The following is a 23,567-nucleotide window of genomic DNA, read 5'->3' as shown; positions in this document are numbered from 1 at the left end:
CAACACCCTGACTGCTTTCCATCCTGACTTACCAGGGCTCGTTACGGCTCTACTCCTCGCGGGGAGTACGCGGCTGACAAAGGCAGTAAAGAGATACCGCTACTGCCAGGCTTACCGGCGCAGGGCTCCCCCGCCTCAGTTGGTGGCGCCAGACGCGCAGTGTTTGAACATTGTCGCCGCCGAATTCTGCTCGCGCAGTGGTCCGTTGCAGTCGCCTCCGTTGAACAGGTAAACTCAGATCAATTAGGAGCGATCGATGCCCTCTCAGGTGTTTTCGCCCGACATCCCCAAGACCGCCGAAGAGATCGAGCTGGAAGACGTCATCCGGCGGCTCGTCTATCGGCTGGACGAGGTCCGCGAGGACAGCGCCGAGGCTCGGATGATCCTGCGTCAGCTAGAGGGCATCCGGCGTGGCAGCGAACTCTTCGGCCTGCTTATGCAAGAGTACGACATGGGCGGGATGTCCGCTGTCAATCACTGGTAGTCGTCCTGCCCTCGGGCAGAAGTCGATTGCGCGCTTCTTGCAATCCCGACGTCGGATGGGATCGCCAAGAAGCCATTCGCTGTGTCCTGAACCAGGCCCCGACTGCGCGCAGGAACCAGCGTCGACGAGCGGCCTCAACATTTGCTGAAGCATGACCGGCGTTAACCCTGTCGGCAATTGATCCGCGCGCGGCACGTCCGCTGCCGGCAGATTGCCTCATTGAAGCGGAGACTTTTTCAACAGCACTAACCTTGGTTAGAGGCGCATCATGCTGAGACCGAGCTTCTTGGGTCTCCTCATCGTCTTGGGTGTAGGAGTCCTGTCAGTCATGGAGCTGCGAACTCCCCCGCGCGGCACGGTCGCGATCGTCCAGTCGCCTGCCGCACCAGACGCTGGCTCGTCTGCCGCGCCCGACACACTGGCGAAAGGCGATCGCCTTGATGTCGCCGCGGTGAGCAGCGTGACACCGACCGAGGTCGCTTTGGCCGAAGCGCCTGTTGCTCCCCCAAACGATGCCCGTATCACTTCGCCCGAGCCTTCAAGGCCGATCGCCCGCCAACGTCACAATCCGAAGACAGCCGCGGGCGCCGCACGTCCCAAACCAAAGAAGGTCGCCGTTATCAAGCAAGCTGCCATTGCCGAGCGTTCAAAGCTCGCCAGCGAGACCGTGTCCTGCAGGCTCGCGGCGTTTGGCGGCTTGCGCAAGGCGCTGAATTTATCCGGCTGCGAAATCTGAGAGCGGGGTTACGCTTTGCGGTGCCCGACGGCTTTAGTAAAAAGACACACAGGACTGAGCTTCAGAACCCAACGTGTACAGCCATCCGTACTACGTTCATGGCTGACAATCCAGAGCGCGGCTGCGTTGACGAAGTGAGCCGACCAGATCAGTCGCGCAGCCGTGCCCGGCTTAGTTGCAGACGGACTTGTGCGCCAGAAGGCTTCCAAACGATATCGACCTTTCCGCCGAGTTGCCCTTCGACTGCAGACTTAATGAGCCTGCTGCCGAAGCCGCTCGAGGTCGGCTTGGCAATGGCAGCAGACAAATTGTGCTCGCTCCAAGTCAGAACCAGAACGTCTCCAGCAAATTCCCAGCCGATCATCACCTTCCCGTCTGCATGACCTAGTGCGCCATACTTGATAGCGTTCGTGGCAAGCTCATGCAGGATGAGTGCCATTGCGGTGGCTGATTTCTCCCCGAGCACAATTTCCGGTCCGGTCAAGCTCACTTTGCCATGCTGCGAGGCACTCAAATGCGGTGCCAGTATCTGTTCAACAAGATGGATGAGCAACACCGAATGCGCTGGCATCGAATCCGCTCCGCCGATTCGGACGAGGTCATGTGCCCGAGATAGTGCTTGCAAACGCTGGTTAAGAGCGGCGCTCATTTCAGCCGTCGTATTGGTCGATCGGCCCGTCATGGACACCATGGCGCTGAAGAGCGAGAAGAGGTTCTTCACCCGATGATTCAGCTCTTGCATCAGCAGTTGGCGAGCCTCCTCGGCCATTTTCAAATCATGCAGGTCGGTGCACGTGCCGTACCAGCGGATGATCTCGCCCGCCTCGTTGCGGATGCATTGTGCACGTCCGATCACCCAGCGGTATTCGCCCGAGCGGTGCCGCAGCCGATACTCGATGTGATAAGGGACACCCGTAGCCAAACTGTGGCGCCATACTTTCCAGGCCCGCTCCTGGTCGTCGGGGTGAAACATTCCATTCCAGGCCTCACCGTCGGTCGAACCTTTGGGCACGCCTGTGTATTCGTACCAACGGTCGTTGTAATAATCGTGATAACCGTCGGGCAGCGTCGACCAGATCATCTGGTCGATGGAGTTCACGATGGCCTGGTAACGTTCCTCGCTCTCGCGAAGGCCAGCCACCGCCCGGATCGTCTCCGTCACGTCGGTCGCCTGCACGAAGATGCCGTACCGATCGCCCGCGCCGTCGCTGATCGGCTGAAAGACGAAGTCGAGATGCCGTTGCTCGGAAATCCCGTTTCGATCCAGGACGACCGGAATGGCGCGCCCGGCGTAAGGCTCTCCGCTCTGGTAGACGGTGTCGAGTAGCTCGATGAAACCTTGCGGCGCCACCTCGGGCAGGGCCTGGTCAACCGACTTGCCGAGGATGTCGTTACGGCCCACCAACTGCAGGTAAGCGGGGTTGGCGATTTCAAAGATATGGTGGGGCCCGCGCAAAATGGCCGTGGCGCCTGGCGCCTGTTCGAACATCAGGGACAAACGCGCAATCTCCTGCTGGGCGTTGCGCCGGGCCAGGACGATCTGGGTCGTTTCGTTCCCTTGATTGAAGATGCCGGCAACCTTGCCATCTTCGCCCCGGATCGGGCTGATGCTGTAGTTCCCGTAGGTCTCCTGCTGGCCGCCGCCACGCACCATTGGCAGCATTTCGTCGTAGGTGGAAAAGCCTTCACCCGTGGCCACCACGTTCTCGAACTGCGGGCCGACGACGTGCCAGATGTCGGACCAGACTTCCTTGGCGGGGCGGCCAAGAGCCCAGGGATGGCGCTCGCCCGGGATGACAGACCACGCGTCATTATAAAGGAGCCTGAAGTCCGGCCCCCAGTAGATCGCCGTTGGAAAGCTGGAATACAGGCAAATGGACAGTGCCGAACGAAGCGATTGCGGCCACGACTCCGGAGGCCCGAGTGGATTTGTCGTCCAGTCAAACAGGCGGATGCGCTCGCCCATCCGTCCTCCGCCGCTTAGGAATCTTGTCGTCTCATCACGCATCGACTGCGCCCTCAGCCATCCGACGAAAGCTTATCCAGCATTTCACCGGACGGATAGCTGACGCGTCGGTTGAGAAGATGGGCGTGCAGTCGCGCCAACGCTCCGGCTTGCCGCTCTAGCTAGGCTGAAGCTGGAGTTTGGCTAAACACAACCGTAGACGATTTTTCTCCGCCGCCACAAATTGTTCGTGGTCCACCCCGCAAAATCCAGCGTCGGTCGGGAGAAGGATTTTCTAAAGGCGAACGAGGCAAGAACCCGCAAAACTACGTAAGGTCTATAGGTTGCCTGCGGCTTAGGAAGTCTGAGAGCGGAAAATATTGTTCGCGGGCTTGCCGAAGTTGCACTGAGCAGGACTGTACGACGCATTTAGAGGCTGTGATCAGACGTTGATTACCGTGAGCCTTCGCATCGCACGCCGTCTAGACTGCCACGCTTCTGCGTCAGACTTGTGGTGCATGTGAAGTTGGCGCTCGGGCGTAAGCACGAAGACATCGTCGCCACAATCTTCACCGACCGCACAAAGACCGATAGCGGCCTGACGCACAAGTTGCGGCGTCAGCAATCGGGGCAAGGCTATCCGATAGCAAGCACCATCGTGAATAAAGAAGCCGAGCCGAACCATAAGCCCGAACTCCCGGCTGAACATGCCATAGCCATCTGCGTAGAGCTCAAACGCGGCGGCGCAATCTTGTCCCTTCAACTCATCGAGGGTTTCACGAGCGAAGGCCTCCAGATCAGGAATGCCGTCTGCATCGAGCAGATCCACGCGATCACGGAACTCCCGGTCTTCCTGCGCCGCCGACCATAAGGCTTCGGCCTCACTCGCCCTAGCGAGCCAAGCCGCCTCGAACTCGGGTCTTCCCCTCGGCATCTCTAAGAGAACGTGCGTGGCTGAAAGCGACATTTTCGGCTCTCCTATCGGATCCCGTCGCGGGTAGGAAAACTGTGATTTTGCGCACCACACGTTGGCACAGTATCAGCAGCACGATGCTGAGTGAAATGCCTCACCAAGTTCGAGGCGGAAAAATTTTGGCGCGCGGTGTTGCGAACGTTTGAGATGCGACTGTTGGGGGACGCCAGGGGGGGCGGTCGCCAGAGTACCAGCCGCTGCCCACACCGTCACGGCTTCGGGCGTTGAGCTCTATTCAAATGCTTCCGTCCTCTTCCACGCGCGGCTCTTGCGCAGATTCGCGTCTTGTAACATACTGACGTTCGTCGATGTGTTACGAGATGAATGATGTCGCAGCCTGTTGTTGCCTACTATCGTGTCTCTCGAGAGAAGCAGGGCCGCTCTGGACTTGGTCTTGACGGGCAACGGCGGCTTGTCGCCACCTTCGCCGCCAATGAAGCGATGGAGATCGCCGGTGAGTTTACTGAGGTGGAGACCGGCAAGGGAGCGGACGCATTAGAGCGGCGTCCCGAGCTTGCTGCCGCCCTGCGGAAAGCGAAGAAGCTTAAATGCCCGGTCGTCGTGGCCAAATTGGACCGCCTGTCTCGCGACGTGGCTTTCATTGCGGGCCTCATGGCGAAGCGGGTGCCATTCATCGTCACCGAGCTGGGCAGGGATGTCGATCCCTTCATGCTGCACATCTATGCTGCCGTGGCGCAAAAGGAACGCAGCGTCATTGCTGAACGGACCCGCCTCGCCCTTGCGGAGGCCAAGCATCGCGGCAAGCGGCTCGGCAACCAAAGACAGGCCGAAATCAACAAAGCTGCTGCGGCGGCTCGGGACGCCCGCCTGGAGCCCCTCCTGAAGGAGTTGTGGGAACTTCCTTACCGCGAGATTGCTCAGGAGTTGACGGACCGAGGCATACCCGCGCCGCGCGGCGGCGGATGGAATCCGATGACAGTAATGAGGGCAATGAGGCGCTTAGGCATTCCTGGCGAATGACAGCCACGAGACTTTCAGTCCACGATGCCAGCCGCGATAAGCCGCCGATAAAGCTCATTGTAGGCCTCGCCTCGTTCTCGCTGCGGCGCCTCTCGGTCTGCCAGTACCTGCAAGACGCTCTTCACGAACCTTCGCGCAGGGCCGGCCTCCTGTGGGTCTAGGGCGTCAAGCCACGCTTCAATCGCGAACCATTCAAGGCCGCAAGTCTCCAGCTCATAAATTCCTCGGCGATCGAGCTCAGTGATCCACTGGGTTGTTGCGAGCTTTGCTTTAAGCTGCTTCCGGGCGCGGCCAATCCGATCCGTCCGGTCTCGGCTCCGCCTCACCGTGGACGCCTGCCAGAGCTTTGGCCGCACGACCGGCACGAAACGCCCACGCTCATCCCTGGTAATCGGCGGCACGGGTTGCCTCCATGATGCGATTACGCAATCGAGTGAGTTTCGCGGCAAAGTCCTCCTCGCTGACAAGACCGCGCGACCTGCGAGCCCATAACCATCGGAGGCCGTCGGACAATGCCGGGAATTCCTGATCCAGGAGAGCGAGCTGCAGATCGTGCTGCGATGCCCATGCTCGACAGACCTCCTCATCCTCGGGCGTCAAAATGATCGTCCTCCCCGGCGCGCGCGGGTTACGGCGCCAGAGCAGCGCTAACCGATTGCGCTCTGAGCGCATCTCGGCGCGTTGGATGCGGTCTGCATCGCCGGACAGGTAGGCAGCCGCCAGCCGCTTCTGTTTAGCTTTCGGACTTCCGCCGTGACGGAAGCATGTTGACCGGCCGCGCATCCTTGCAGCCTTGCAAGGTTCACCAGCTCGAGTGATGGCCGTGCACCTAGGCATCAGGCGATTTGGGCCATCGCAGTACCGCGAACGACCAGTCATGAAGTTCTGGCGCTGCGCTTCGGATTGAAATCCGAAGACGCGTCCCGTCCTTGGATCTCGCCGGCCTCGAAGTGAATTCATGTTCAACTTCCACCGTGGCACGCGGGCCAATTGTAGCATGAAGTAGTGAAACTTCCTTCGCAATCTTCCGGCCCGACAGCTTCAATTTGGTCCGCTGTCGAAGTCGACGTGATAGTCCCTGTGGCAAGACAAATAGACCCTATAGTGAGACTATCTGGTCCCTGTGGTGAGACTGTAAATCTCCTACAGTCCCTGTGATGAGACAGGCGACGGTCCTTCTGGTGAGACAGTCTATAGCTATCCATCTTTACTACTCTTCCGTACTCTCTCTGCCAGGTCTGACTGGGAATGGATCGCAGCCGTCCAGTGCTCAAAGGCTCGGCTTTCCGGCTGACCGCTGACGTCGCACCTGAACTCTGTGAGCCGCCACCGTGTGGCCTGACGTTTCTGGGCAAACTGACCTTTGCTGGTCGCAACGATGAAGCCGCGGTCCTGCAGCTGACGCATTGCCTTTGCCGCAGTGTCCTTCGACACATGGATGGCTTCTGCTGCCTGCCGCACCGAAAAGCCGATCCGGCCGTTGTTGGTCCCAGGACCATGGTAGAGCCTGGCGAGCTCGATGTAGATTGCGCGCGCGTTGGCATCCAGGCTACCCCAAGCCTCCGTCAGCATCATGCGTTCCGTGAGCCGCACAAACCGCTCAGACGAGGCGCGCCCGTTTTTCACGCGGACTTCCTCCTCCGCGCATAGGCGATTAACCGCGACTTGACCCAGCGCCTCACCTCCACCGAGGGCTCGCGCGGCCTTGGCTGCTCTCCATATGGCGGCCACTCACCAAAGCGCGTATGGTACAGGTGAGCTACCCACCCCGGCTTGGCGCCGCGCTCGGCGGCGATGGTTGCGAACATGCCGTGCCATTCAGCACGGATGCGTGGATCATCGAGACTGGGCCGCGCCTTACGGCCGGCATCGACGAGACCGAGATTTCCGTCGGCCACCGCAACCTCGCGCGGCAACCTTGCCGGCAAGTAGCCGCAGCTGAGACAGGCCATCCCGCCGACCCGAGCGGCACCGCATTGTGGACACTCCGCGATCTTAGGTCCGCCCGGATAGTCTCCACCCCGAGCGGCATGGGTCGGGTTTTCTGCATGGAGATCAGGATCAAGCGTCCACTCGATAAAATCTTCGGCCAACCCGAGCTGGTAGGTAAGTCCAGCGTGATCGAGAACGATGCAATTGGCTTTGTCCGGCGCTGGCCGCAGTCCCCGCCCTATCATCTGCCGATAGAGACCCAACTGCTTCGTTGGGCGCGCCAGGATCAGACAGCCGAGCGCCGGCATATCCCACCCCTCGGTCAACACCATGCAGTTTGTAACGAGGTCGATTTCACCAGAGGCGAGCCGAGCCAATGTTGCATCGCGCTCAGCCATCGGTGTTTCGCCATCAATGTGTTCGGCGCGGACCCCAGCAGCGCCGAATTCATCGCGAATATGGATCGAATGGCGGACGTCGGTAGCGAAGCAGACCGTTCTGCGTCGTTCTCCGAATTTGAACCAGTGGGTGACGATGTCGCCAACGAGCTGCGGCTGATCCATGCGGCGGGCGAGCTCGCTTTCGACATAGTCTCCGTGGCGGACGTGAACACCGCGGAGGTCAGGGTCGACGGGTGCATAGACGCGGGTCGGAACCAGAAAGCCCAAGCCGACCAGCTCGCCGACCTGGGGGCACTGGATCATCTTCTGGAAGACGGCGCCGAGGCCACGGCCGTCGCCGCGGCAAGGAGTGGCCGTGAGGCCGAGCAGAATGGCTTGCGGATAGCGGTCGAGGATTGATTGGTAGCTCTCCGCGACGACATGGTGGCATTCATCCACGATGACCAGGCCGGCTTCGGGCAGCTCCATCACGCCAGCTTTGATGGCGCGACGATGCAAGGTCTGAACGCTCGCCACCTGCACCATCTCAAGCGGGCGTGGGTGGATGCCGGGCCGGATAACACCGTGAGGGATCCCGTGTAGCTTGTTGCTGGTCTGCGCCAGGATTTCACGACGGTGGGCGAGAAAGAGAGAGCCTAGATCTTTCCGCTGTGCTTGCGCGATGATCGCCCGCGCGATCACGGTCTTGCCCGAAGCTGTCGGCGCCACGAGAATGATCCTGTGCTGCCCCGCGTCGATAGCGCGCCAGAACTCGGCGATTACCTCAACCTGGTACGGGCGCAGGACCTCGGTCATGGTGCCCTCCGCGATTTCGGATAGCGCAATCCGGCGGAACGGGCGCTTCGGATGGTGGCCTTTACGCTTTGCCACCCGTCATCGGCGACGAGGCCATTCGTAACGCACGCGTGGTGCAGCTCGGCGACCACCTCGTCCTCTGCGAGCTCGCCGCCCGCGACCAAGCGGAACAGATTGAATGTCGCTCGGTTGAGAGCATCGTTGCGCCGCCCCGGCGCAGTGGCAGCCAGCGCGGCGGTTTCGGTCCTCAATGCGGCGTGACCGTAGGCGCCAGGCGCCTGGTTCGGGCCCGCTGCTGTGACGGGCTCCAAGGGCGGGGCGAGCCGCACAGACGGCTTCCTGCGGGCCGCATGGATCAACCACGCTGGTGCGCTTGCGACCGGCCCCCAGGGGTCACCGAGGAAGGCATACCGGTGGCCCGTTTGGTGGACTGAGGGAGGCACGACCACGTATCCGCCGTCGCCTCGGGTATCGACGCCTGGACCGATCCTGCCCGCCGTGGTTGGCAACGAGCCCGGATATGCAAACCAAGCATGTCGCCCCCTGGCCGTCAGTGCGGTGCGCGTTTTCGGAATGGCTCCGTGTCTCTCTTCCAGCGCGCACAATGTGGCCTCGCCCTCGTCGCCATCAACGTCGAGCACCCAAATCCCGGAAGGCGGTCCAGTCGGAATTCCGATGTTGCGTTCGGGATCGGTCCAATAGCGACGGATTGTTGCAGGGTTGGTGGTGGCTGCATGGAAACCGCGCGCTACTGCGGGCGTCTTGCCGTATGGCAGGCACGGGAACACCGGCAGCCCGCGGGCCGCAAAGTCCAGCGCCGCGGCGAGCAGATCACTCATGGCGACCTCGGCCGGATCGGCATCAGTCCTGCAAGGAAGCTCTCATCCTCAGGATCTGTGATGAGGACCATGCGACCGGGCTCACTCGCATGGATCCTGATGCGGTCGCCTCGCAGGGCGTTGACCGTTTCAGCAAGAAGTTGGATCTGCACCGCCGTCTCTGCTTGGCCCTCGGAATCCGCCGAGAGGCGATCCTCACTCCCCTCGGACAACAGGTACAAACCAGGTCCGTCCCAGCGCAGACTGAGGATGTGCGGGCGGTCCTGAGGATCGGCCACGGCAGCGAAACGTGCGAGCGCATCGCGCATTTCAGCACGGCTCGTAGTGACTACGTTTGTGCCCGCCGACGGGATCGACTTCTCGTAAGCCGGATAGGTCGCATCAATCCTTCGACTGACGACAATAAATCCCGCCCCCTCGATCGCGAGCAGCCGTTCAGATCGGCGCAGCGTCACCTTCCCGGACACGGCCCCGAGCAGGCAGGCGATGACCTTTGCCATCGCGTTCGGGATGATAAGCGACCGATCCGTCGAGAGCGTCCCTGCCGCGGGCGCGGTGACCCGGCAGATGCGGACGCCATCAGCGGCGACCGCAGAAAGGCTCAGACCCGCACTGTGCAAGAGAATGCCGCTGAGATATGCGCGAGACACATCGCCGGCAGCCGCGAAAGCCGGCCTGGCAAAAAGGTCCCGAGCGATCTTCGCATCGAGCTCGACGCGACCTGTTTCGGCACCCAGGATCGCTGGCTCCCGAAGATCGGGCATCGGAACGGCAGGAAGCCTGAATTTCGCGCTGCCCACAGCGATCACCGCAGCGCCGTCATCGCCGGCAATGGCCACCTCCGCGTCGGGAGGAAGGTGCCGCATCAAAGCCACGAGCGCCCCCGATGGCACCGCCAACTCGCCCTCCGCCTCCGCATCAATCCGAATTGTGAGCTCACCTTCAGGATTGGTGAGATGATGAAGAGACCGTCAGCACCGGCAACGAGACGGACAACTTCAAGCGCCGGGATACGCTGGTTCTGCCGCTTGCCGACCCGGAGGGTAGCGAGCCCGAGCGCCTTGCTCATCGTGGCGCTATGGACCTTGATGCGGCACGCCATTAACAGTTCTCAATCTCGAACAAGATGAAATGGCAGCGAACACAAACGCCACGAGCATCTCCGTGCTCGAGCGTCTCAATGTCCTCCGCCCGCACCTCGTTGCCACAACGCGGGCAGTGCACCCCAGCGGCGAGGCGCACGGTTGCATTACGAAAGAAAGCGGTCCGAACACGAGGGTTGGTGGCCATAGTGATGTCCTCCTTGAGGAAGAGGGCGCCACCTCTCGATGCCGCCCGGGCCGATCTTCTACGAGGTGAACTTGTTGACGAGACGGACAACCCCATCGAGATCATGCGCAGCGATCTCAAATTCGAGAGCCACGTCCGAGAAGTAATCGACCTGGTCGGACGCATCACCGACACCGCGACCGAGCCGCTCGAGCGCGAGCTCCATGCCAGTACAGAGGAAGCCAAGACGCTCATTGATGTTTCCGATGCGCTGGAGGATGTCCTTCACGCGCTCAGCCGTGACACGAGCGCGCGGCGTGACCACAAGATTGACGTTGCTCATTTTCCTCGCTTCCTTTCACTGTGCTGGGCGCATATGAGGCCTTCATGCGCCCATCGTGGTCTCCGCTCATTTCACGCAACAAGTCGCCGCGCCTGAGCGGCTTATGCCGCAGCGACATTTCGATCGAATTTTCAGTTGTCGCGGCGCCGATTACTCGGCGGCAGCCGTCCCGGTCTCACGCTCGCGCCGCCACGCGGCGGCGGCCTCGACGCTGATCAGGGTCCGACCGCCCACCTTCATCGTCACCGGTCCCGACGCCGCGCGCTGCATGCGAAAGTACGTGTCGACGCTGATGTTATGTGCTTCGCAGAACTGCTTGATCGAGTACGCCATCGGCTCGATCGGCGGCGATTTGGTCACTCGAATGTTGCGGCCGGCCTTCCCAAACATGGCCATCGCTCTGCTCCGTAATGCTTGGAATAGCTGGAGCATGCGCGCGGTTGTCGCTCTATGCAAAGCGAGTGAACATTCACCTTAAGTTCGCAAATCAAGGGGATGGAGGCAAAAACGCGAGTATGTTCTGTGCTGCCCCCTGTGAACTAAAACTTAGCTCAAACGGACACTGCAACAAAACTTGATTGGCGACATTCAACGCACTACCCACACGCACACTGTACACCGCGGATGGCCCCTCACTTTCCACCAACTCGGATGCACGATTTTGCGCTCATCGTGTTGTACAGCCGCGCTGCCTTGAAGCTTTGCTTCAATCTGGCAGCCGCCACCGGACGTCTGCTACAACACAAGAGCTATCGCGACATCGAGCGCGATCGTGTTGTTTCATGAGGAAGGACGAAAGGCGCCACAATGTCCGAGAACACAGCGCAGCGCCGTGGACGCATCATCAACGAGAAGGAGGTTTTGGAGATCATCCGCCTCAGCCGCACTACCCTGTACCGGCTCGTCAAGGCAGGAAAGTTTCCGCAACCTACTTACGTCAGTGAGAACCGGAAGACCTGGCGGGATGACGAAGTCTATTCGTGGTACGAAACGGTCGACGCGCGCAATCCGAATCGTCGACGCGGCAAGGGACGCCGTCCGCGCGGCACCATGTAATGCAGTACTGTCGGCCTTCGCTCCATAATCAAGCCGCCCTCCTCGACGATCCCGCATTACTTCCAGCACATCAGGGCTGCATCTCTCCGTGTCGGTGTTGCGGATCACAGCGTCGGACTCTTGGAGCAGCTTGGATCAGCATGAGGTGCCGCCATAGTGGTTGAGACGCGGAACAATGCGGCGATCAGGGCTTGGTTCGCCACGATGCTGTGCAAGTTACTGTGGACTGCTCACTATCATTTTTCGTTTGGATAGCAGCTCCACACCGTATGTACCCTGTTCTCCTGGCTGGTGAAACGACGCTCCTTGTCTCAGCGCGCCGATCAGACCGAGGTGGGAGCGGTTGGGTGCGGCTTCCAGCGGAATAAGTTTTTTGGCCGTTCCTCGTGGCCGCGTTGCGGCTCAACAAGCTCGAAGTGCGAGCGTGCCTCGGCGACAATCCACAGCCCGACGCTCCCGGTGAGATTGATCCTTGCCTGCTTGATCGGTGGTCTCGACATTGCCCTCGTCTGCAGGGGATGACGAGCCTGAAAAGACAGATTGGAATGGACCTTATCGCGTGGCTTTCTTTGTCTGTTTGGCCTGCCATTTTACCAGCCGTTTCTTCCACTTGCTGCTTAGGCTGCGCAGCTCCCAATATGCGGCGGCGCCCCCTTCAGTAGATACCTCATGCTCGATAATTGCTTTTGTTCGCTCCGTATGTCTTACTAAAGCGTCAGACCAGAAGTTGTAGCAGACGGCGTGGTCGAACACTCTGTTCCTGATACCAACCGCCACCAGCTCATGAATGTTGAGATAGGTGTTTATGTTTCTGTAGTCATCACTCAGCTTCCCATCCGGGCCCTTTATGAAATCCTCGATGGGTTTGTTGGCGGCAGCATGATCTTCCCACAGGGCCAAAGAATCCCGGAAGGCCTTATAGATATCGGCCATGCCCTTATCCATGTCGGTCTTGAGAAAGAAATCTATCGCGGCGCGCCGACGAGCCGTTACTCGCGCGACATGTATCGAATAGAGAGCAATAGCGCCCGCCAACATCGCCACTAACGGCGTGATAAGGGGCGCGAACGGAATGACATGAATTTTCAGCCACTGGGACACAATGTGAATCCACCCGCACACGGGTCCCCAACAGGTCTCAGGCATCCCCCACCTCCAGCTTTGCAATCCCAAGCTGTATTAGATGGAGGCGGATGATTCGAGCAATTATCAATTGCAGCTTCAGCTTCGCCCCAATGGTAAAGTGCCTTCCGCGTCTCGCAATTCGCTTGCCCTCAACTCCAAAAGCTTGATTTCGAGAACGCGACGCTGGCTACCATGGTGAACCTCTCGATGATGAGAAGGACACAGGCACGCAACATTCTCGATGCGATCTTCCCCGCCTTCGGCAAGCGGAATCACATGATGAACCTCGCAGTAAGGCAGTCCATCAACCGCTGTAAATTGCGGGTGCTTGCAGTCCGGCACCTCGCACCGATGCGCGGCTCGTTTGCGGGCAATAGCGATGACCATAGGGTCACGCTCGTACACTCGCGTGGTCGATGATAAGGCGCGCGGTCGCGCTGGCCGAACGCCAAGGGCCGCATGATACCTCGCGAGAAGGTGTTCCAATCCCTGCTCCTCAAGTCTGTCGGCTGCGCCCTCCGCACGCTCCTGCGCCGCTTCTGCGTCGAGCGCGGGCTCAGAAATCCCAGCGGTGGACATCCAGAGACGGTTGAACTCTTGCTCAAGGTCAGCCTCGCGAAGCTGGCTCGCGTGGGGATCAAAGAATTCATTCCACACCCGCTCGTCGGTTGCCCCAGATGCCGAGAGACCCGCCCTGTCATCTCTCGGATCGATAGACCGAAAGTTCATGACTTTGTTGTAGACACCCGTAACGGGCCTCCCGATCAGCTGGGAGACCACTGCTACAGGCGAGCCAGGCAAGCGAGATACCGCCGTGCCGAACGTCTTGGCATACGCCCAGAGCCCTGCAACGCTCTCGTCTCGTGACCAGTTTTGTCCAGTGCGGCTCCAGAGGGCATAGAGGCGAGCAGCCTGTTGCCGCGTCACAGGATAATTCGTTGCCGCTGCCATCTTTAGGTTTGGCAGGTCGGCTAGAACGGGGTCTTGGGTGAGCCAGTCACGTTGAAGGACTTCTTTCGCTGCGGCGACTCTATTCAGACCAAGCAGAACGCGGGGAAGCACCTGTGCCGCTTGCTCGATGTTGGCAAGCCAGAACGGGATGGCATCAGCACTCTCTGGTCGTGGCATAGTCGGAGCCACAACGGTGGCTTCCGCGATAACGCCCGCGTCCTTCCTTGCACTCCCCTGCGTTCTCCAGATGAAAACCCGATCTCCCACCGCTATCTGCTCTGAGTAGCGCGTCACCAGCCAAGGCAGTTGAATTGGAAAGGTGCCAAGATACGCAGAGAGGTCGAACTGATCGGGATTACCCTGAAAAATCCAGGTCTGCATAACGGCCCCTCTGGTTGCTACGGAATGCTACCCAGCGCGACGGCCGGGCATCAGGCGGCCCACCCAGGCCGCAGGAAGGCCTTTCGGCGCACCGCCACCGGTAGGGCTATCGGACGCGGACGGCCCGCGCCACGGCCTTCGTTGTGAAACTAGGGCCTATTAGGGCCCAGCCGTTTCGGCCAGGGCTTTGAGCGCCTCAGCGAAGGGCTGAATAATGAAGTTTTTTCAGCAATTTAATCTGTTTTCAACAGCCCACAAAAAGCGCTGGCAGAAAAGACCACACGGTTTTGCCGTACGCAGCTCATCCAGCGTCGCCAAGAGGCTTCGCCGGACTTCGGCGCCGTTCGTCTGCACGTGGCCGCGGACTCACAGGGACTACCCGCCCTGCCCGCACCTTCGTGTCGACGCTGCCGCGTCCATCGCAACCCGGCCCGCGTTTCGAACGACTCGCGAACCGCCCCTCTTCGTCGGGCCGGGCTGTTTCGATCTATGCCGCAATTCCGAATTTCGGTAAAGTGGAATATTTTTGCGTGCAGGGGTTGACGCGGCAGCGACACAGCAAGCTTGTAGGGTGGGCAAAGGCGCACTTGCGCCGTGCCCACCACCTCTACAATATTGCAGCAGAAGCGTGGGCACGCTTCGCTTTGCCCACCCTACCCAATTGCGCTGCTCACGCCACCGCCGTCTCCGGAATCCTTGCCGCTTCCATCGGCTGCTTGCCGCGGATCAGGTCCGAGGCACGATCCGCGATCATCATCGTGGAGGCGTTGAGGTTGGCCGAGATCATGCGGGGCATGACGGAGGCGTCGATGACGCGGAGGCCTTCGAGGCCGTGGACGCGGAGGTGGTCGTCGACCACGGCCCAGGTGGAATCCGCCGGACCCATGCGGCAGGTGCAGCCGGGGTGGAAGGTGGTGGTGCCGCGCTCGGTGGCGGCGTGCAAAAACTCGTCGTCGGTGTTGACGTTGGGGCCGGGGAAATCCTCGTAGGCGTAATAAGGCGACAGCGGCGCACTCTTCAGCAGGCGGCGCGCCAGCTTCATGCCGCCGACGATGACGCGGCGGTCGAGCTCGGCGTCGAGATAATTGGTCTGGATGATTGGCGGCGCGAACGGATCGCTGGAGCGGATGCGGACATAGCCGCGGCTCTCGGGCCGCTGCTGCCAGGACGCCACGGTCATGCCGGGCTCGTCCTCGAGCTGGCCCTGCACGCCTTCCTTGTAGCTTGCCGGCGTGAAGGTGAGCTGCAGGTCGGAGCTCTCGGCGCTCTCGCCGGAATGCCAGAAGCAATAGACCATGGTCGGCGACAGCGACAGCAGGCCGCGGCGCGCGGTGGCCCATTTCATCGCCTCGACCCAGAGCCGCCAGCCGCGGCGAAGCTCGTTGATGGTCTTGATGTCTTTTACGCGCGCTACCGTCCGTGGCGCGTAATGGTCCTGCAGGCCTTCGCCCACCGGCAGCGCGTGCCGCACGGCAATACCGTGGTGCTGCAACAGATCCGGCGAGCCGATGCCGGAAAGCTGAAGCAGCTGCGGCGAATTATAAGTGCCGCCGGAAAGGATGACTTCCTTGTTGGCGCGCACTTCGACAGGCTGGCCGCCGCGGCCGCCCTTGCTATAGCGCACGCCGACGGCGCGCTTACCTTCAAAAATGATCTCGGTCGCGTGCGCATGGGTGTGCACATGCACGTTGGGCCGCTTCATCGCCGGCCTGAGGAACGCGGTGGCGCCGGAGACGCGCAGGCCGTTGTTGATGGTGCGCTGGCAGTAGGAGACGCCTTCCTGGGTCTTGCCGTTGTAATCGGGGTTGCGGGGAATGCCGAGCGAGACCGCGCCTTCCATGAAGGCCTCGCAGAGCGGATCGCGCCAGTTCATGGTGGTGACGATGAGGTTGCCGTCGCGGCCGCGATAGGTGTCCTCGCCCTCGCCGACCCGCTTCTCCAAGCGCCGGAAGTAGGGCAGCACGTCGGCATAGCCCCAGCCGCGATTGCCCATCTGCGCCCAGGTGTCGAAATCCATGCGCTGGCCGCGATTGTAGATGTGGCCGTTGATCGAGGACGAACCGCCGAGCGTCTTGCCGCGCGGTGCGTAGATGCTGCGCCCGCCGGTCCACGGACCGGGCTCCTGCTGGTAGGCCCAGTTGATGCTCTTCATGTGGAAGGTCTTGATGAAGCCCGCCGGCAGATGGATGTAGGGATGCCAGTCGGAAGGGCCCGCCTCGAGCACGCAGACGCTGACGTCAGGATCTTCGCTGAGCCGGCTGGTGAGCACGCAACCGGCGGAGCCCGCGCCGACGATCACATAATCAAATCTATCCATGGTCCCTCGGCCGCCCCTAGCGCGGCTTGTCGTTGAGTTGGAATTCCAGGTGCGCCTGCACCGTCGGCCATTCGGCGGCGGTAATGCTGTAGACGACCGTATCGCGCAACGTGCCGTTCGGCGCGATCTGGTGGCTGCGCAGGATACCGTCCTGCTTGGCGCCCAGGCGCTCGATGGCGCGGCGGCTCTGGTGGTTGAAGAAGTGCGTGCGGAACTCGACCGCGATGCAGTTCAGCGTCTCGAAGGCGTGGCGCAGCAGCAGCAGCTTGCACTGCGTGTTGAGCGGGCCGCGCTGCGCGCTCTTGCCATACCAGGTCGAGCCGATCTCGACGCGGCGGTTCGTGGCATCGATGTTCATGTAGGTGGTCATGCCGACGATGGTGCCTCCGGCGTCGAACACGGTGAAGGGCAGCATCGAGCCGGCAGCCTGCAGGCCGAGGCGACGGTCGATCTCCTTGCCCATGTTCTCCGGCAGCGGGATCGCGGTGTACCACAGCTTCGACAGCTCGCCGTCCTTGACGGCCTCGACCAGCCCCTCGCGATGATCATGCGACAGCGGCTCGAGACGGGCGTGCTGTCCGCGCAGGGTGATGGGGTCGGGCCAGGGCATTTAAGTCTCTCTCCGTTGTCATTGCGATCGAAGCGAAGCAATCCAGAGTCTTAGCGCGGAGGCAGTCTGGATTGCTTCGTCGCCAGCGCAAAATGGCTTCGCAATTTTGTCGCGGGCTCCTCGCAATGACGGCTTGGCTCACTTATTCAAAAAATTCAACGGCAATCCGCCGCGCGGCCAGTCCATCGCGATCAGCTCGCCCCTGCCCGACAGCGTGATGTAGGCGGTTTTGAGCTCGGGGCCGCCGAAGGCGATGTTGGTGGTGACGCGGTCGCCGGTCGGGACCTGTTCCACCAGGGTGCCGTCGGGCGCGACCACCGAGATGCAGCCGGAGACGAGCGTGGCGACGCAGACATTACCGTTCGCTTCCACCGCGACCGAGTCGAACATCTGGTAGCCGCCGAGGCCGCAGATCGGCTGGCCGCGCTCGCCGCGATAGATCGGATCGCGCGGCTTGAGCGTGCCCGGCGCCGAGAGCTCATAGGCCCAGAGCCGCCCGGTCGGCGTCTCCGCGATGTAGACCGTGCTCTCGTCCGGCGACAGGCCGATGCCGTTGGCCGGCAATATGCCGTGCACGATTTCGACGATCTCGCTCATGCCGGGCTTGAGGTAATACATGCCGCCGACGTCCATGTCGCGCGCGCGGCGCTTGCCGAGATCGGAGAACCAGAGGCCGCCGTGCTTGTCGAAGACGAGGTCGTTCGGCCCGCGCAGATCGTGCGCGCCGCATTTGCTCACGACGGTCTCGACCTTGCCGGACTGCAGGTCGACGCGCTGGATCGCGCCGCCGAGATAATCGTCCGGCTGCGGGCCCGGCATGATCATCTTGCCGGCCGGAATCCAGGAGAAGCCGCCATTGTTGCAGATGTAGATCTTGCCGTCGGGCCCGAGCGCGGCGCCATTCGGACCGCCGGGAATTTTCGCCACGATGTCCTTGCGACCGTCGGGATAAATGCGCGTCAGGCGCTGGCCGCGGATCTCCACAAGCACCACCGAACCGTCCGGCATCACGACCGGCCCTTCGGGAAATTCGAGGTCGGTGGCGAGAACGCGGACGTTGGACATTGGAGACCCTCCCGGCTGCTTGTTATGGCTTGCACGGGATGTCCGGCACGGGCCCCCGCAGGCAAGATTTGCCTGCGGTTATGGCAAAGTCACTGGGGCTTGCCAAGCAAGCGGGACGGTATGCCAGCGTTGCGTGTTATTCTTTGACCGGTATCCAGATTTCGAAGCCGCCGTTGCCGGTGGCGGGATCGAATTTCTCGTCATAGCGCTCGAAGTTCGGCGCGTCCGCGGCTGTCAGGCCAGACGTTGGCAGCCATTGATTCCAGATCGTGTTGACGGTGCGCCGGATCGAGGCGACGTGGTCTTTGTGCGTGAACACCGCATAGCGCTGCTCCGGAATGCGGATGCGACCGAAGCGGCGCGGCAGGTCGGAGAAATCGGCGACCTCGACGCCGGCGATGTAATCGAAATTGCCGGCATCATCGCCGTTGCAGCAGACGCCATAGGCGACTTGACCGATGGGCGCGGGAATGTCGCCGACCTCCCGATTGAAGCGCTGCCATAAACCGGGGATCATGGCGCCGTTGTCGCAGGAGATGCGCTCGGCGGGACCGGCGACGAGGAAGGCCTTTGCGATCTCGAAACGCGGCGGGGAAAGATGGTCGAGCATGGTGGAGTCCATGAGAATCGGCTCCTGTAGCCTGAGCTGGTTGACGCACGCTGCCGCCCTCACCGCTTCGGGCGTGGTGCCGAACTGGTCGCGGAACGCGCGGGTGAAAGCTTCGTGCGAGCCGTAATCCGCCTCCAGCGCCAGTGACAGGATGTCGGGTGCGCCCTTTGCCAGGCAGCGCGCCGCCTCCGTCAGCCGCCGCGCGCGCACGTAGCGCATCACCGGCAGACCGACGGCTGCGGCAAACGCACGCACGATGTGGAACCGCGACACGCCCGAGATCGCAGCGATCTCGTCGAGCGTCAGCGGCTCGGCCAGATGGCTCTCGATATACCAGAGCGCGCGCTGGGCTGGATTCATGGCGGTTCAGGCCCTCGTTCGAAGCGCGGCGATGATGCGCCTGTCACCATCGCCCTGCTTGATCGGCATTGCTGTCCTTCGCATCAGGATAGCCGGCCAATGGAAGCTGGCAACGCCCCGGTGTTCGTGGCTACACTCGTCGAAACCGCTCACAAGAAAGGGGAACCGCGTCATGGAAATTACCGATGTGCGGGCGCACCATATCCGCATCCCCTATGATTCCGGGGTCGCGAGCTTCCGCCAGGGCGCTTCCGCCATCACAGCCCTCGACATGGTCCTCGTCGAGGTCACGACCGATGCCGGGCTGACCGGCTGGGGCGATGCCTTCGCCTATGTCTGTCCCCGCACCACGCGGAGCGCGGTCGAGGAGATGATCGCGCCGCAGGCCCGCGGGCTGAAGGTGCCCGATGCGGCCGGCATTGCCGCAGTGATGGAACAGATCCAGCGCAACCTGCATCTGTTCGGCCGCTACGGCATCACCATGTTCGCGATCTCCGGCCTCGATATCGCGCTGTGGGACCTGGCCGCGAAGGTCGCCGGCGTGCCGCTGCATCGCCTGCTGGGCGAGATCAGGCGCACGGCGATTCCGGCTTACGCGAGCCTGCTGCGGATCGGCTCGCCGGACAACATCGCCGCCGAATGCAGAAAGGCGCTCGCGCTCGGCTATGGCGCGATCAAGCTGCACGAGACCACGACGCCTGCGGTGCTCGCTGCGCGCGCGGCGATCGGCCCCAACATTCCGCTGATGGTCGACATGAACTGCCCGCTGACCGGCGAGCAGGCGATCGCCTTCGCGACGACATGCCGCGACGCACAGCCGATGTTTCTGGAAGAGCCGGTCTGGCCGCCGGAAGACTTTGCCACGCTAACCGAGGTGCGCAGCAAGAGCGGGCTCGGAATTGCCGCCGGCGAGAATGCCTGCACCGAATATCAATTCCGCCAGATGATGGAGGCAGGCGCGGTCAGCCACGCCCAGCCCTCGGTGACCAAGGTCGGCGGCATCACGGAATTCCTGAAGGTCGCGGCGCTGGCCGATCGGTCCGGCATCAAGATCGTGCCGCACTCGCCTTACTTCGGCCCGGGCCTGCTGGCGACGCTGCATCTGCTCGCGACGCGCGACGACGGGCTGGTCGAGATGTTCTATCTGAAACGCGAAGCCTGCCTCTGGGGCGGCCGCGCCGATGTCGATGCGACCGGCCATGTCGCGGTGCCGGCGGGACCCGGGCTCGGCTATGAGCCGGATCGCGGCGTGATCGAGCGCTATCGCGTGCTGTGAACCGCGCTTATTTCGCGGCGTCCTTGGCCGGCGGCGCGTCCGGCTTCTTCTTCAGATCCTCGGCGGTCTTTGCCTGCGCGGCCTGGAGATCGAGAAGCGTCTTCTGCAGGCCGGCGACGGCTGTCTTCAACGCATCGATCTGACGACCCGCGGCATCCAGCTTCTGCTGATGGTCGAGGGTGAGCTTGGTGATCGTCTTCTGCAGGAAGTCGACATTGCTCTGCAGGCAGCTGGTGCGGCGCTCCATGGTCTTCTCGACCGTGCAGATCTCGATGCCGGGCACGTCCTGCGCGAGCACCGGCAGAGGCGCCAGCGCTGCGAGCAGCAATATCGCGAAACAAATGCCGGCGTTTCGAAGCAGCATGAAAGTTCCTCGGTCAGTCGATCACATCAATGTGCGCTGTTTGTGCGCAGCCGCGTGAGGCTACCACACTGGCACCGCATTCTCGCGTTGAGCTTGTGTCCGTTCCCTGGGACGGGAACGATGATCCGCGCGCGGAAGAAGTGGGCGTTCTGTCCGCGGCTTTGTTTAGGGGAGAATATTAGAATGGCAACGCGCGATAGACGTTTGGCGGAATTCGACGGCGCCGGAGAACCACCGCCGGGCCTGCCACTCGAAGTGCTGTGCGAGGATCACAGCGGGACGTATCAACTGCCGTTCGCCTGCCGCTATGTCGAGGGACGCTGGCAAAACCAGGAGGCCGGGATTGCGGTGGAAGCAACCGTGATCGGCTGGCGCCTGCCGCGCGTGAAGCAGCGCGGGGCCGCCTGAAGGCGTTCTCTGTTTCAAAATGCGACGGAGCCGCGCTCCGCTTTAACCTTCGGAACGCGGCCCGAACGAATCACGTCCGAATCAGCCGAAGCGCCCTGTACGCATCTGTTCACGGCTAGATCTCGCGGCGGGTCCGACAGGCGCGCACAATATCTGCGCAGCCGGCAGGATCGCAGACGCCTCTCACCGGCACCAAAGGTTAATTGTTGCAAAGACATAGCGCGGCCGTCGCAGCGGACGGAGCCTCGCCGCCGAAACAGGCAGGGCCGTGCGACACCTGCCTAATATTCGACCTCGAGCTCCTCGATCTCGGCCGGCTCCTCCTTGGCCGCCGCGATCCATTCCTGCATCTCGGGCATTGCCATGATGGTGTCGGCATAGGCCTTCAGCGGCGGCGCGAGCTTGACGTCATAGGTCACGAAGCGCGTCACGACAGGGGCGTACATCGCGTCCGCCATGGTGCGCTTGTCGCCGAACAGGAAGGGGCCGCCCGATTTCTCCAGGCAGTCGCGCCAGATGAACCAGACCCGGTCGATGTCGGCCTGCGCCCGCGACCAGATCTTGAAGCCGGGAAAGTGTCCCTTCAGGTTAACCGGCAGCGAGGCGCGCAGCGTGGTGAAACCGGAATGGATTTCGCCTGAGATCGAGCGGCAATGGGCGCGCTGGATGCGGTCGGCCGGCAACAGGCCGGCGTCCGGCATCACCTCGTTGAGATATTCGGCAATGGCCAGCGTGTCCCAGACCACGGCGCCCTCGTGCCGCAGGCACGGCACCAGGATCGAGGACGACAGCAGCAGGATCTCGGCACGCGCCGACGGATCGTCCGGTGCGGTGACGATCTCCTCGAACTCGAGCCCGGAGAATTTCGTCAGCAGCCAGCCACGCAGCGACCAGGACGAGTAATTCTTGCTGCTGATGGTCAGTGTCGCCTTCGCCATATGACCCTTTCCCTGGTCCCGACATCGGCCCGGCCTGCCCGTGGCCTCTGCTTCCACGGCATGAACAGCAAGCGACGTGCCAGTTTTACGCGAGGCCCGATCGCCGTCTGGCGTCCTTATTGCATAGCAGCACGGGACGGGGTGGGCGATTCAGTATGATGTCGATGTACTATCAGGCTTTTCAGAACCACATGGACCTGACCGCGCCTTGGCGCGCGGGGGCTTCGTCCGCGCTCAAATTCCTCCATCTGGTGCCTCAGGGCCTATCGGACCAGGTGGTCGGCCGGGTGTCGGCCGCGCTGGAGCTGATCTCGCGCTCCACCCTCACCTATGACCGTCCCGCCTACGGCATCGACAGCGTCATGGTGGGCAACCGCGAGGTCGCGGTCAGAGAGGAGATCGCCTACGCGACCCCGTTCGGCTCGCTGCTGCATTTCAGGAAAGAAGGCGTCGGCGAGCAGCCGCGCATGCTGCTGGTGGCGCCGATGTCCGGACACTTCGCGACGCTGCTGCGCGGCACGGTGAAGACGCTGCTGCAGGACCACGACGTCTACATCACCGACTGGCACAATCCGCGCGACATCCCGCGCAGCGAGGGCCGCTTCGGGCTCGACGACTATACCGAGCACCTGATCGACTTCCTCGGACAGCTCGGGCCGCGCCCGCACATGGTGGCGATCTGCCAGCCGTCCGTCTCCGCGCTCGCGGCCGCCGCGATCATGTGCGAGGACAACCATCCCTCGCGCCCGGCGACGCTGACGCTGATGGCCGGCCCGATCGACACAAGGATCCAGCCGACCAGGGTCAACGAATTCGCCAAGAGCAAGCCGATCGAATGGTTCGAGCGCAATCTGATCAACTACGTGCCGGTGCAATGCCGCGGCGCCTTGCGCAAGGTCTATCCCGGCTTCGTGCAGCTCACCGCCTTCGTCTCGATGAATCTCGAGCGCCATATCAAGCAGCACATGGATCTCGCCAACCACATCGCCAAGGGCGAGAAGGAGAAGGCCGCGACGATCAAGACGTTCTACGACGAATATTTCGCCGTGATGGACCTGCCGGCCGAGTTCTACATCGAGACCGTGCGCGACGTGTTCCAGGAGCATCTCCTGCCACAAGGCAAGCTGATGCATCGCGGCCGTCCCGTGAACACCAAAGCCGTCAGCCGCATGGGCCTGATGACGGTCGAAGGCGAGAAGGACGACATCTGCTCGATCGGGCAGACGCTGGCCGCCCAGGACCTCTGCACCGGCGTGCGCGCCTATCGCCGCGTCCACCACATGCAGGCCGGCGTCGGCCATTACGGCGTGTTCTCCGGCAAGCGCTGGAACAACGAGATCTATCCGTTGCTGCGCGATTTCGTGCACGTCAATTCGTGAGGGTCACGCCGCCGCGCACTAGAGCTGCT

General features: G+C 62.0%; 24 protein-coding genes. 7 read left to right on the top strand and 17 right to left on the bottom strand.

Annotated elements, in window-relative coordinates; genetic code table 11:
- The first annotated feature begins 256 nt into the window (after window positions 1-256).
- Window positions 257-484, top strand: coding sequence for a hypothetical protein (locus tag DCG74_RS13765; protein WP_172786811.1), 228 nt, complete (start codon window positions 257-259; stop codon window positions 482-484).
- A gap of 268 nt (window positions 485-752) precedes the next feature.
- A complete protein-coding gene (locus tag DCG74_RS13760) occupies window positions 753-1,220 on the top strand; it encodes a hypothetical protein (protein ID WP_172786812.1) in 468 nt (155 codons plus the stop codon).
- A gap of 148 nt (window positions 1,221-1,368) precedes the next feature.
- On the opposite strand, the gene DCG74_RS13755 is transcribed toward DCG74_RS13760, so the two are convergent.
- Together DCG74_RS13755 and DCG74_RS13750 are read right to left on the bottom strand one after the other, a co-directional pair.
- Window positions 1,369-3,186, bottom strand: a complete 1,818-nt coding sequence (locus tag DCG74_RS13755; RefSeq protein WP_210268358.1) for a sensor histidine kinase — start codon at window positions 3,184-3,186, stop codon at window positions 1,369-1,371.
- Window positions 3,187-3,607: 421 nt separating this feature from the next.
- Complete coding sequence (locus tag DCG74_RS13750) at window positions 3,608-4,132, bottom strand: hypothetical protein (RefSeq protein WP_172786814.1); 525 nt, start codon at window positions 4,130-4,132, stop codon at window positions 3,608-3,610.
- Between the two features lie 330 nt (window positions 4,133-4,462).
- Between DCG74_RS13750 and DCG74_RS13745 the strand changes: the two genes are divergently transcribed.
- On the top strand, window positions 4,463-5,119 hold the full coding sequence (locus tag DCG74_RS13745; protein WP_172786815.1) for a recombinase family protein: 657 nt from the start codon (window positions 4,463-4,465) through the stop codon (window positions 5,117-5,119).
- Between the two features lie 378 nt (window positions 5,120-5,497).
- Here the strand turns inward: DCG74_RS13745 and DCG74_RS13740 are convergent, their stop codons facing one another.
- From DCG74_RS13740 to DCG74_RS13710, 7 genes are all read right to left on the bottom strand, one after another.
- Window positions 5,498-5,902 carry a hypothetical protein gene (locus DCG74_RS13740; RefSeq protein WP_172786816.1) on the bottom strand — a complete coding sequence of 135 codons (405 nt, stop codon included), beginning with the start codon at window positions 5,900-5,902 and terminating at the stop codon, window positions 5,498-5,500.
- 414 nt (window positions 5,903-6,316) lie between these two features.
- Complete coding sequence (locus DCG74_RS13735) at window positions 6,317-6,745, bottom strand: hypothetical protein (RefSeq protein WP_172786817.1); 429 nt, start codon at window positions 6,743-6,745, stop codon at window positions 6,317-6,319.
- A complete protein-coding gene (locus DCG74_RS13730) occupies window positions 6,742-8,247 on the bottom strand; it encodes a DEAD/DEAH box helicase family protein (RefSeq protein ID WP_172786818.1) in 1,506 nt (501 codons plus the stop codon). The genes DCG74_RS13735 and DCG74_RS13730 overlap by 4 nt, the downstream gene beginning before the upstream one ends.
- Window positions 8,244-9,086 carry a bifunctional DNA primase/polymerase gene (locus DCG74_RS13725; protein ID WP_172786819.1) on the bottom strand — a complete coding sequence of 281 codons (843 nt, stop codon included), beginning with the start codon at window positions 9,084-9,086 and terminating at the stop codon, window positions 8,244-8,246. The genes DCG74_RS13730 and DCG74_RS13725 overlap by 4 nt, the downstream gene beginning before the upstream one ends.
- Window positions 9,083-9,979, bottom strand: a complete 897-nt coding sequence (locus tag DCG74_RS13720; protein ID WP_257187584.1) for a hypothetical protein — start codon at window positions 9,977-9,979, stop codon at window positions 9,083-9,085. Before DCG74_RS13720 ends, DCG74_RS13725 begins: the two co-directional genes overlap by 4 nt.
- 455 nt (window positions 9,980-10,434) lie before the next feature.
- A complete protein-coding gene (locus DCG74_RS13715) occupies window positions 10,435-10,698 on the bottom strand; it encodes a hypothetical protein (protein WP_172786821.1) in 264 nt (87 codons plus the stop codon).
- A 150-nt stretch (window positions 10,699-10,848) separates the two neighbouring features.
- Window positions 10,849-11,094 carry a hypothetical protein gene (locus DCG74_RS13710; RefSeq protein WP_246708885.1) on the bottom strand — a complete coding sequence of 82 codons (246 nt, stop codon included), beginning with the start codon at window positions 11,092-11,094 and terminating at the stop codon, window positions 10,849-10,851.
- 411 nt (window positions 11,095-11,505) lie between these two features.
- Between DCG74_RS13710 and DCG74_RS13705 the strand changes: the two genes are divergently transcribed.
- The gene (locus DCG74_RS13705) at window positions 11,506-11,754 is read left to right on the top strand and encodes an AlpA family transcriptional regulator (protein WP_172786822.1); all 249 of its coding nucleotides are present in this window, start codon (window positions 11,506-11,508) and stop codon (window positions 11,752-11,754) included.
- Between the two features lie 552 nt (window positions 11,755-12,306).
- Here DCG74_RS13705 and DCG74_RS13700 read toward each other — a convergent pair.
- From DCG74_RS13700 to DCG74_RS13675, 6 genes are all read right to left on the bottom strand, one after another.
- Complete coding sequence (locus tag DCG74_RS13700) at window positions 12,307-12,855, bottom strand: DUF4760 domain-containing protein (protein WP_172786823.1); 549 nt, start codon at window positions 12,853-12,855, stop codon at window positions 12,307-12,309.
- 120 nt (window positions 12,856-12,975) lie between these two features.
- Entirely contained in the window at window positions 12,976-14,211 is a 1,236-nt protein-coding gene (locus DCG74_RS13695) for an HNH endonuclease (protein ID WP_172786824.1), read from the bottom strand.
- Between the two features lie 670 nt (window positions 14,212-14,881).
- Entirely contained in the window at window positions 14,882-16,528 is a 1,647-nt protein-coding gene (locus DCG74_RS13690; protein WP_172786825.1) for a GMC family oxidoreductase, read from the bottom strand.
- 16 nt (window positions 16,529-16,544) lie between these two features.
- Window positions 16,545-17,138 (bottom strand): GNAT family N-acetyltransferase, encoded by a 594-nt coding sequence (locus tag DCG74_RS13685; RefSeq protein WP_172786826.1) that lies wholly within the window; start codon window positions 17,136-17,138, stop codon window positions 16,545-16,547.
- A gap of 138 nt (window positions 17,139-17,276) precedes the next feature.
- A complete protein-coding gene (locus DCG74_RS13680; protein WP_172786827.1) occupies window positions 17,277-18,203 on the bottom strand; it encodes an SMP-30/gluconolactonase/LRE family protein in 927 nt (308 codons plus the stop codon).
- Window positions 18,204-18,339: 136 nt separating this feature from the next.
- Window positions 18,340-19,173 (bottom strand): AraC family transcriptional regulator, encoded by an 834-nt coding sequence (locus DCG74_RS13675; RefSeq protein WP_172786828.1) that lies wholly within the window; start codon window positions 19,171-19,173, stop codon window positions 18,340-18,342.
- A gap of 172 nt (window positions 19,174-19,345) precedes the next feature.
- Here DCG74_RS13675 and DCG74_RS13670 point away from each other — a divergent pair, with 172 nt between their 5' ends.
- Window positions 19,346-20,449: a mandelate racemase/muconate lactonizing enzyme family protein gene (locus DCG74_RS13670; protein ID WP_172786829.1), complete on the top strand. Its 1,104-nt coding sequence runs from the start codon at window positions 19,346-19,348 to the stop codon at window positions 20,447-20,449.
- Between the two features lie 7 nt (window positions 20,450-20,456).
- On the opposite strand, the gene DCG74_RS13665 is transcribed toward DCG74_RS13670, so the two are convergent.
- Window positions 20,457-20,813 (bottom strand): hypothetical protein, encoded by a 357-nt coding sequence (locus DCG74_RS13665; protein WP_172786830.1) that lies wholly within the window; start codon window positions 20,811-20,813, stop codon window positions 20,457-20,459.
- A gap of 183 nt (window positions 20,814-20,996) precedes the next feature.
- On the opposite strand from DCG74_RS13665, the gene DCG74_RS13660 reads away from it, so the two are divergent.
- A complete protein-coding gene (locus tag DCG74_RS13660) occupies window positions 20,997-21,221 on the top strand; it encodes a hypothetical protein (RefSeq protein WP_172786831.1) in 225 nt (74 codons plus the stop codon).
- 281 nt (window positions 21,222-21,502) lie between these two features.
- Here DCG74_RS13660 and DCG74_RS13655 read toward each other — a convergent pair whose 3' ends face one another.
- Complete coding sequence (locus DCG74_RS13655) at window positions 21,503-22,159, bottom strand: glutathione S-transferase family protein (RefSeq protein WP_172786832.1); 657 nt, start codon at window positions 22,157-22,159, stop codon at window positions 21,503-21,505.
- A gap of 155 nt (window positions 22,160-22,314) precedes the next feature.
- On the opposite strand from DCG74_RS13655, the gene DCG74_RS13650 reads away from it, so the two are divergent.
- Complete coding sequence (locus DCG74_RS13650) at window positions 22,315-23,538, top strand: polyhydroxyalkanoate depolymerase (protein WP_172786833.1); 1,224 nt, start codon at window positions 22,315-22,317, stop codon at window positions 23,536-23,538.
- Window positions 23,539-23,567 lie beyond the last annotated feature (29 nt).

This window comes from Bradyrhizobium sp. WBAH42 (genome assembly GCF_024585265.1).
Taxonomy (GTDB): Bacteria; Pseudomonadota; Alphaproteobacteria; order Rhizobiales; family Xanthobacteraceae; genus Bradyrhizobium.
This window is presented reverse-complemented; position numbering and strand designations above follow the sequence as displayed.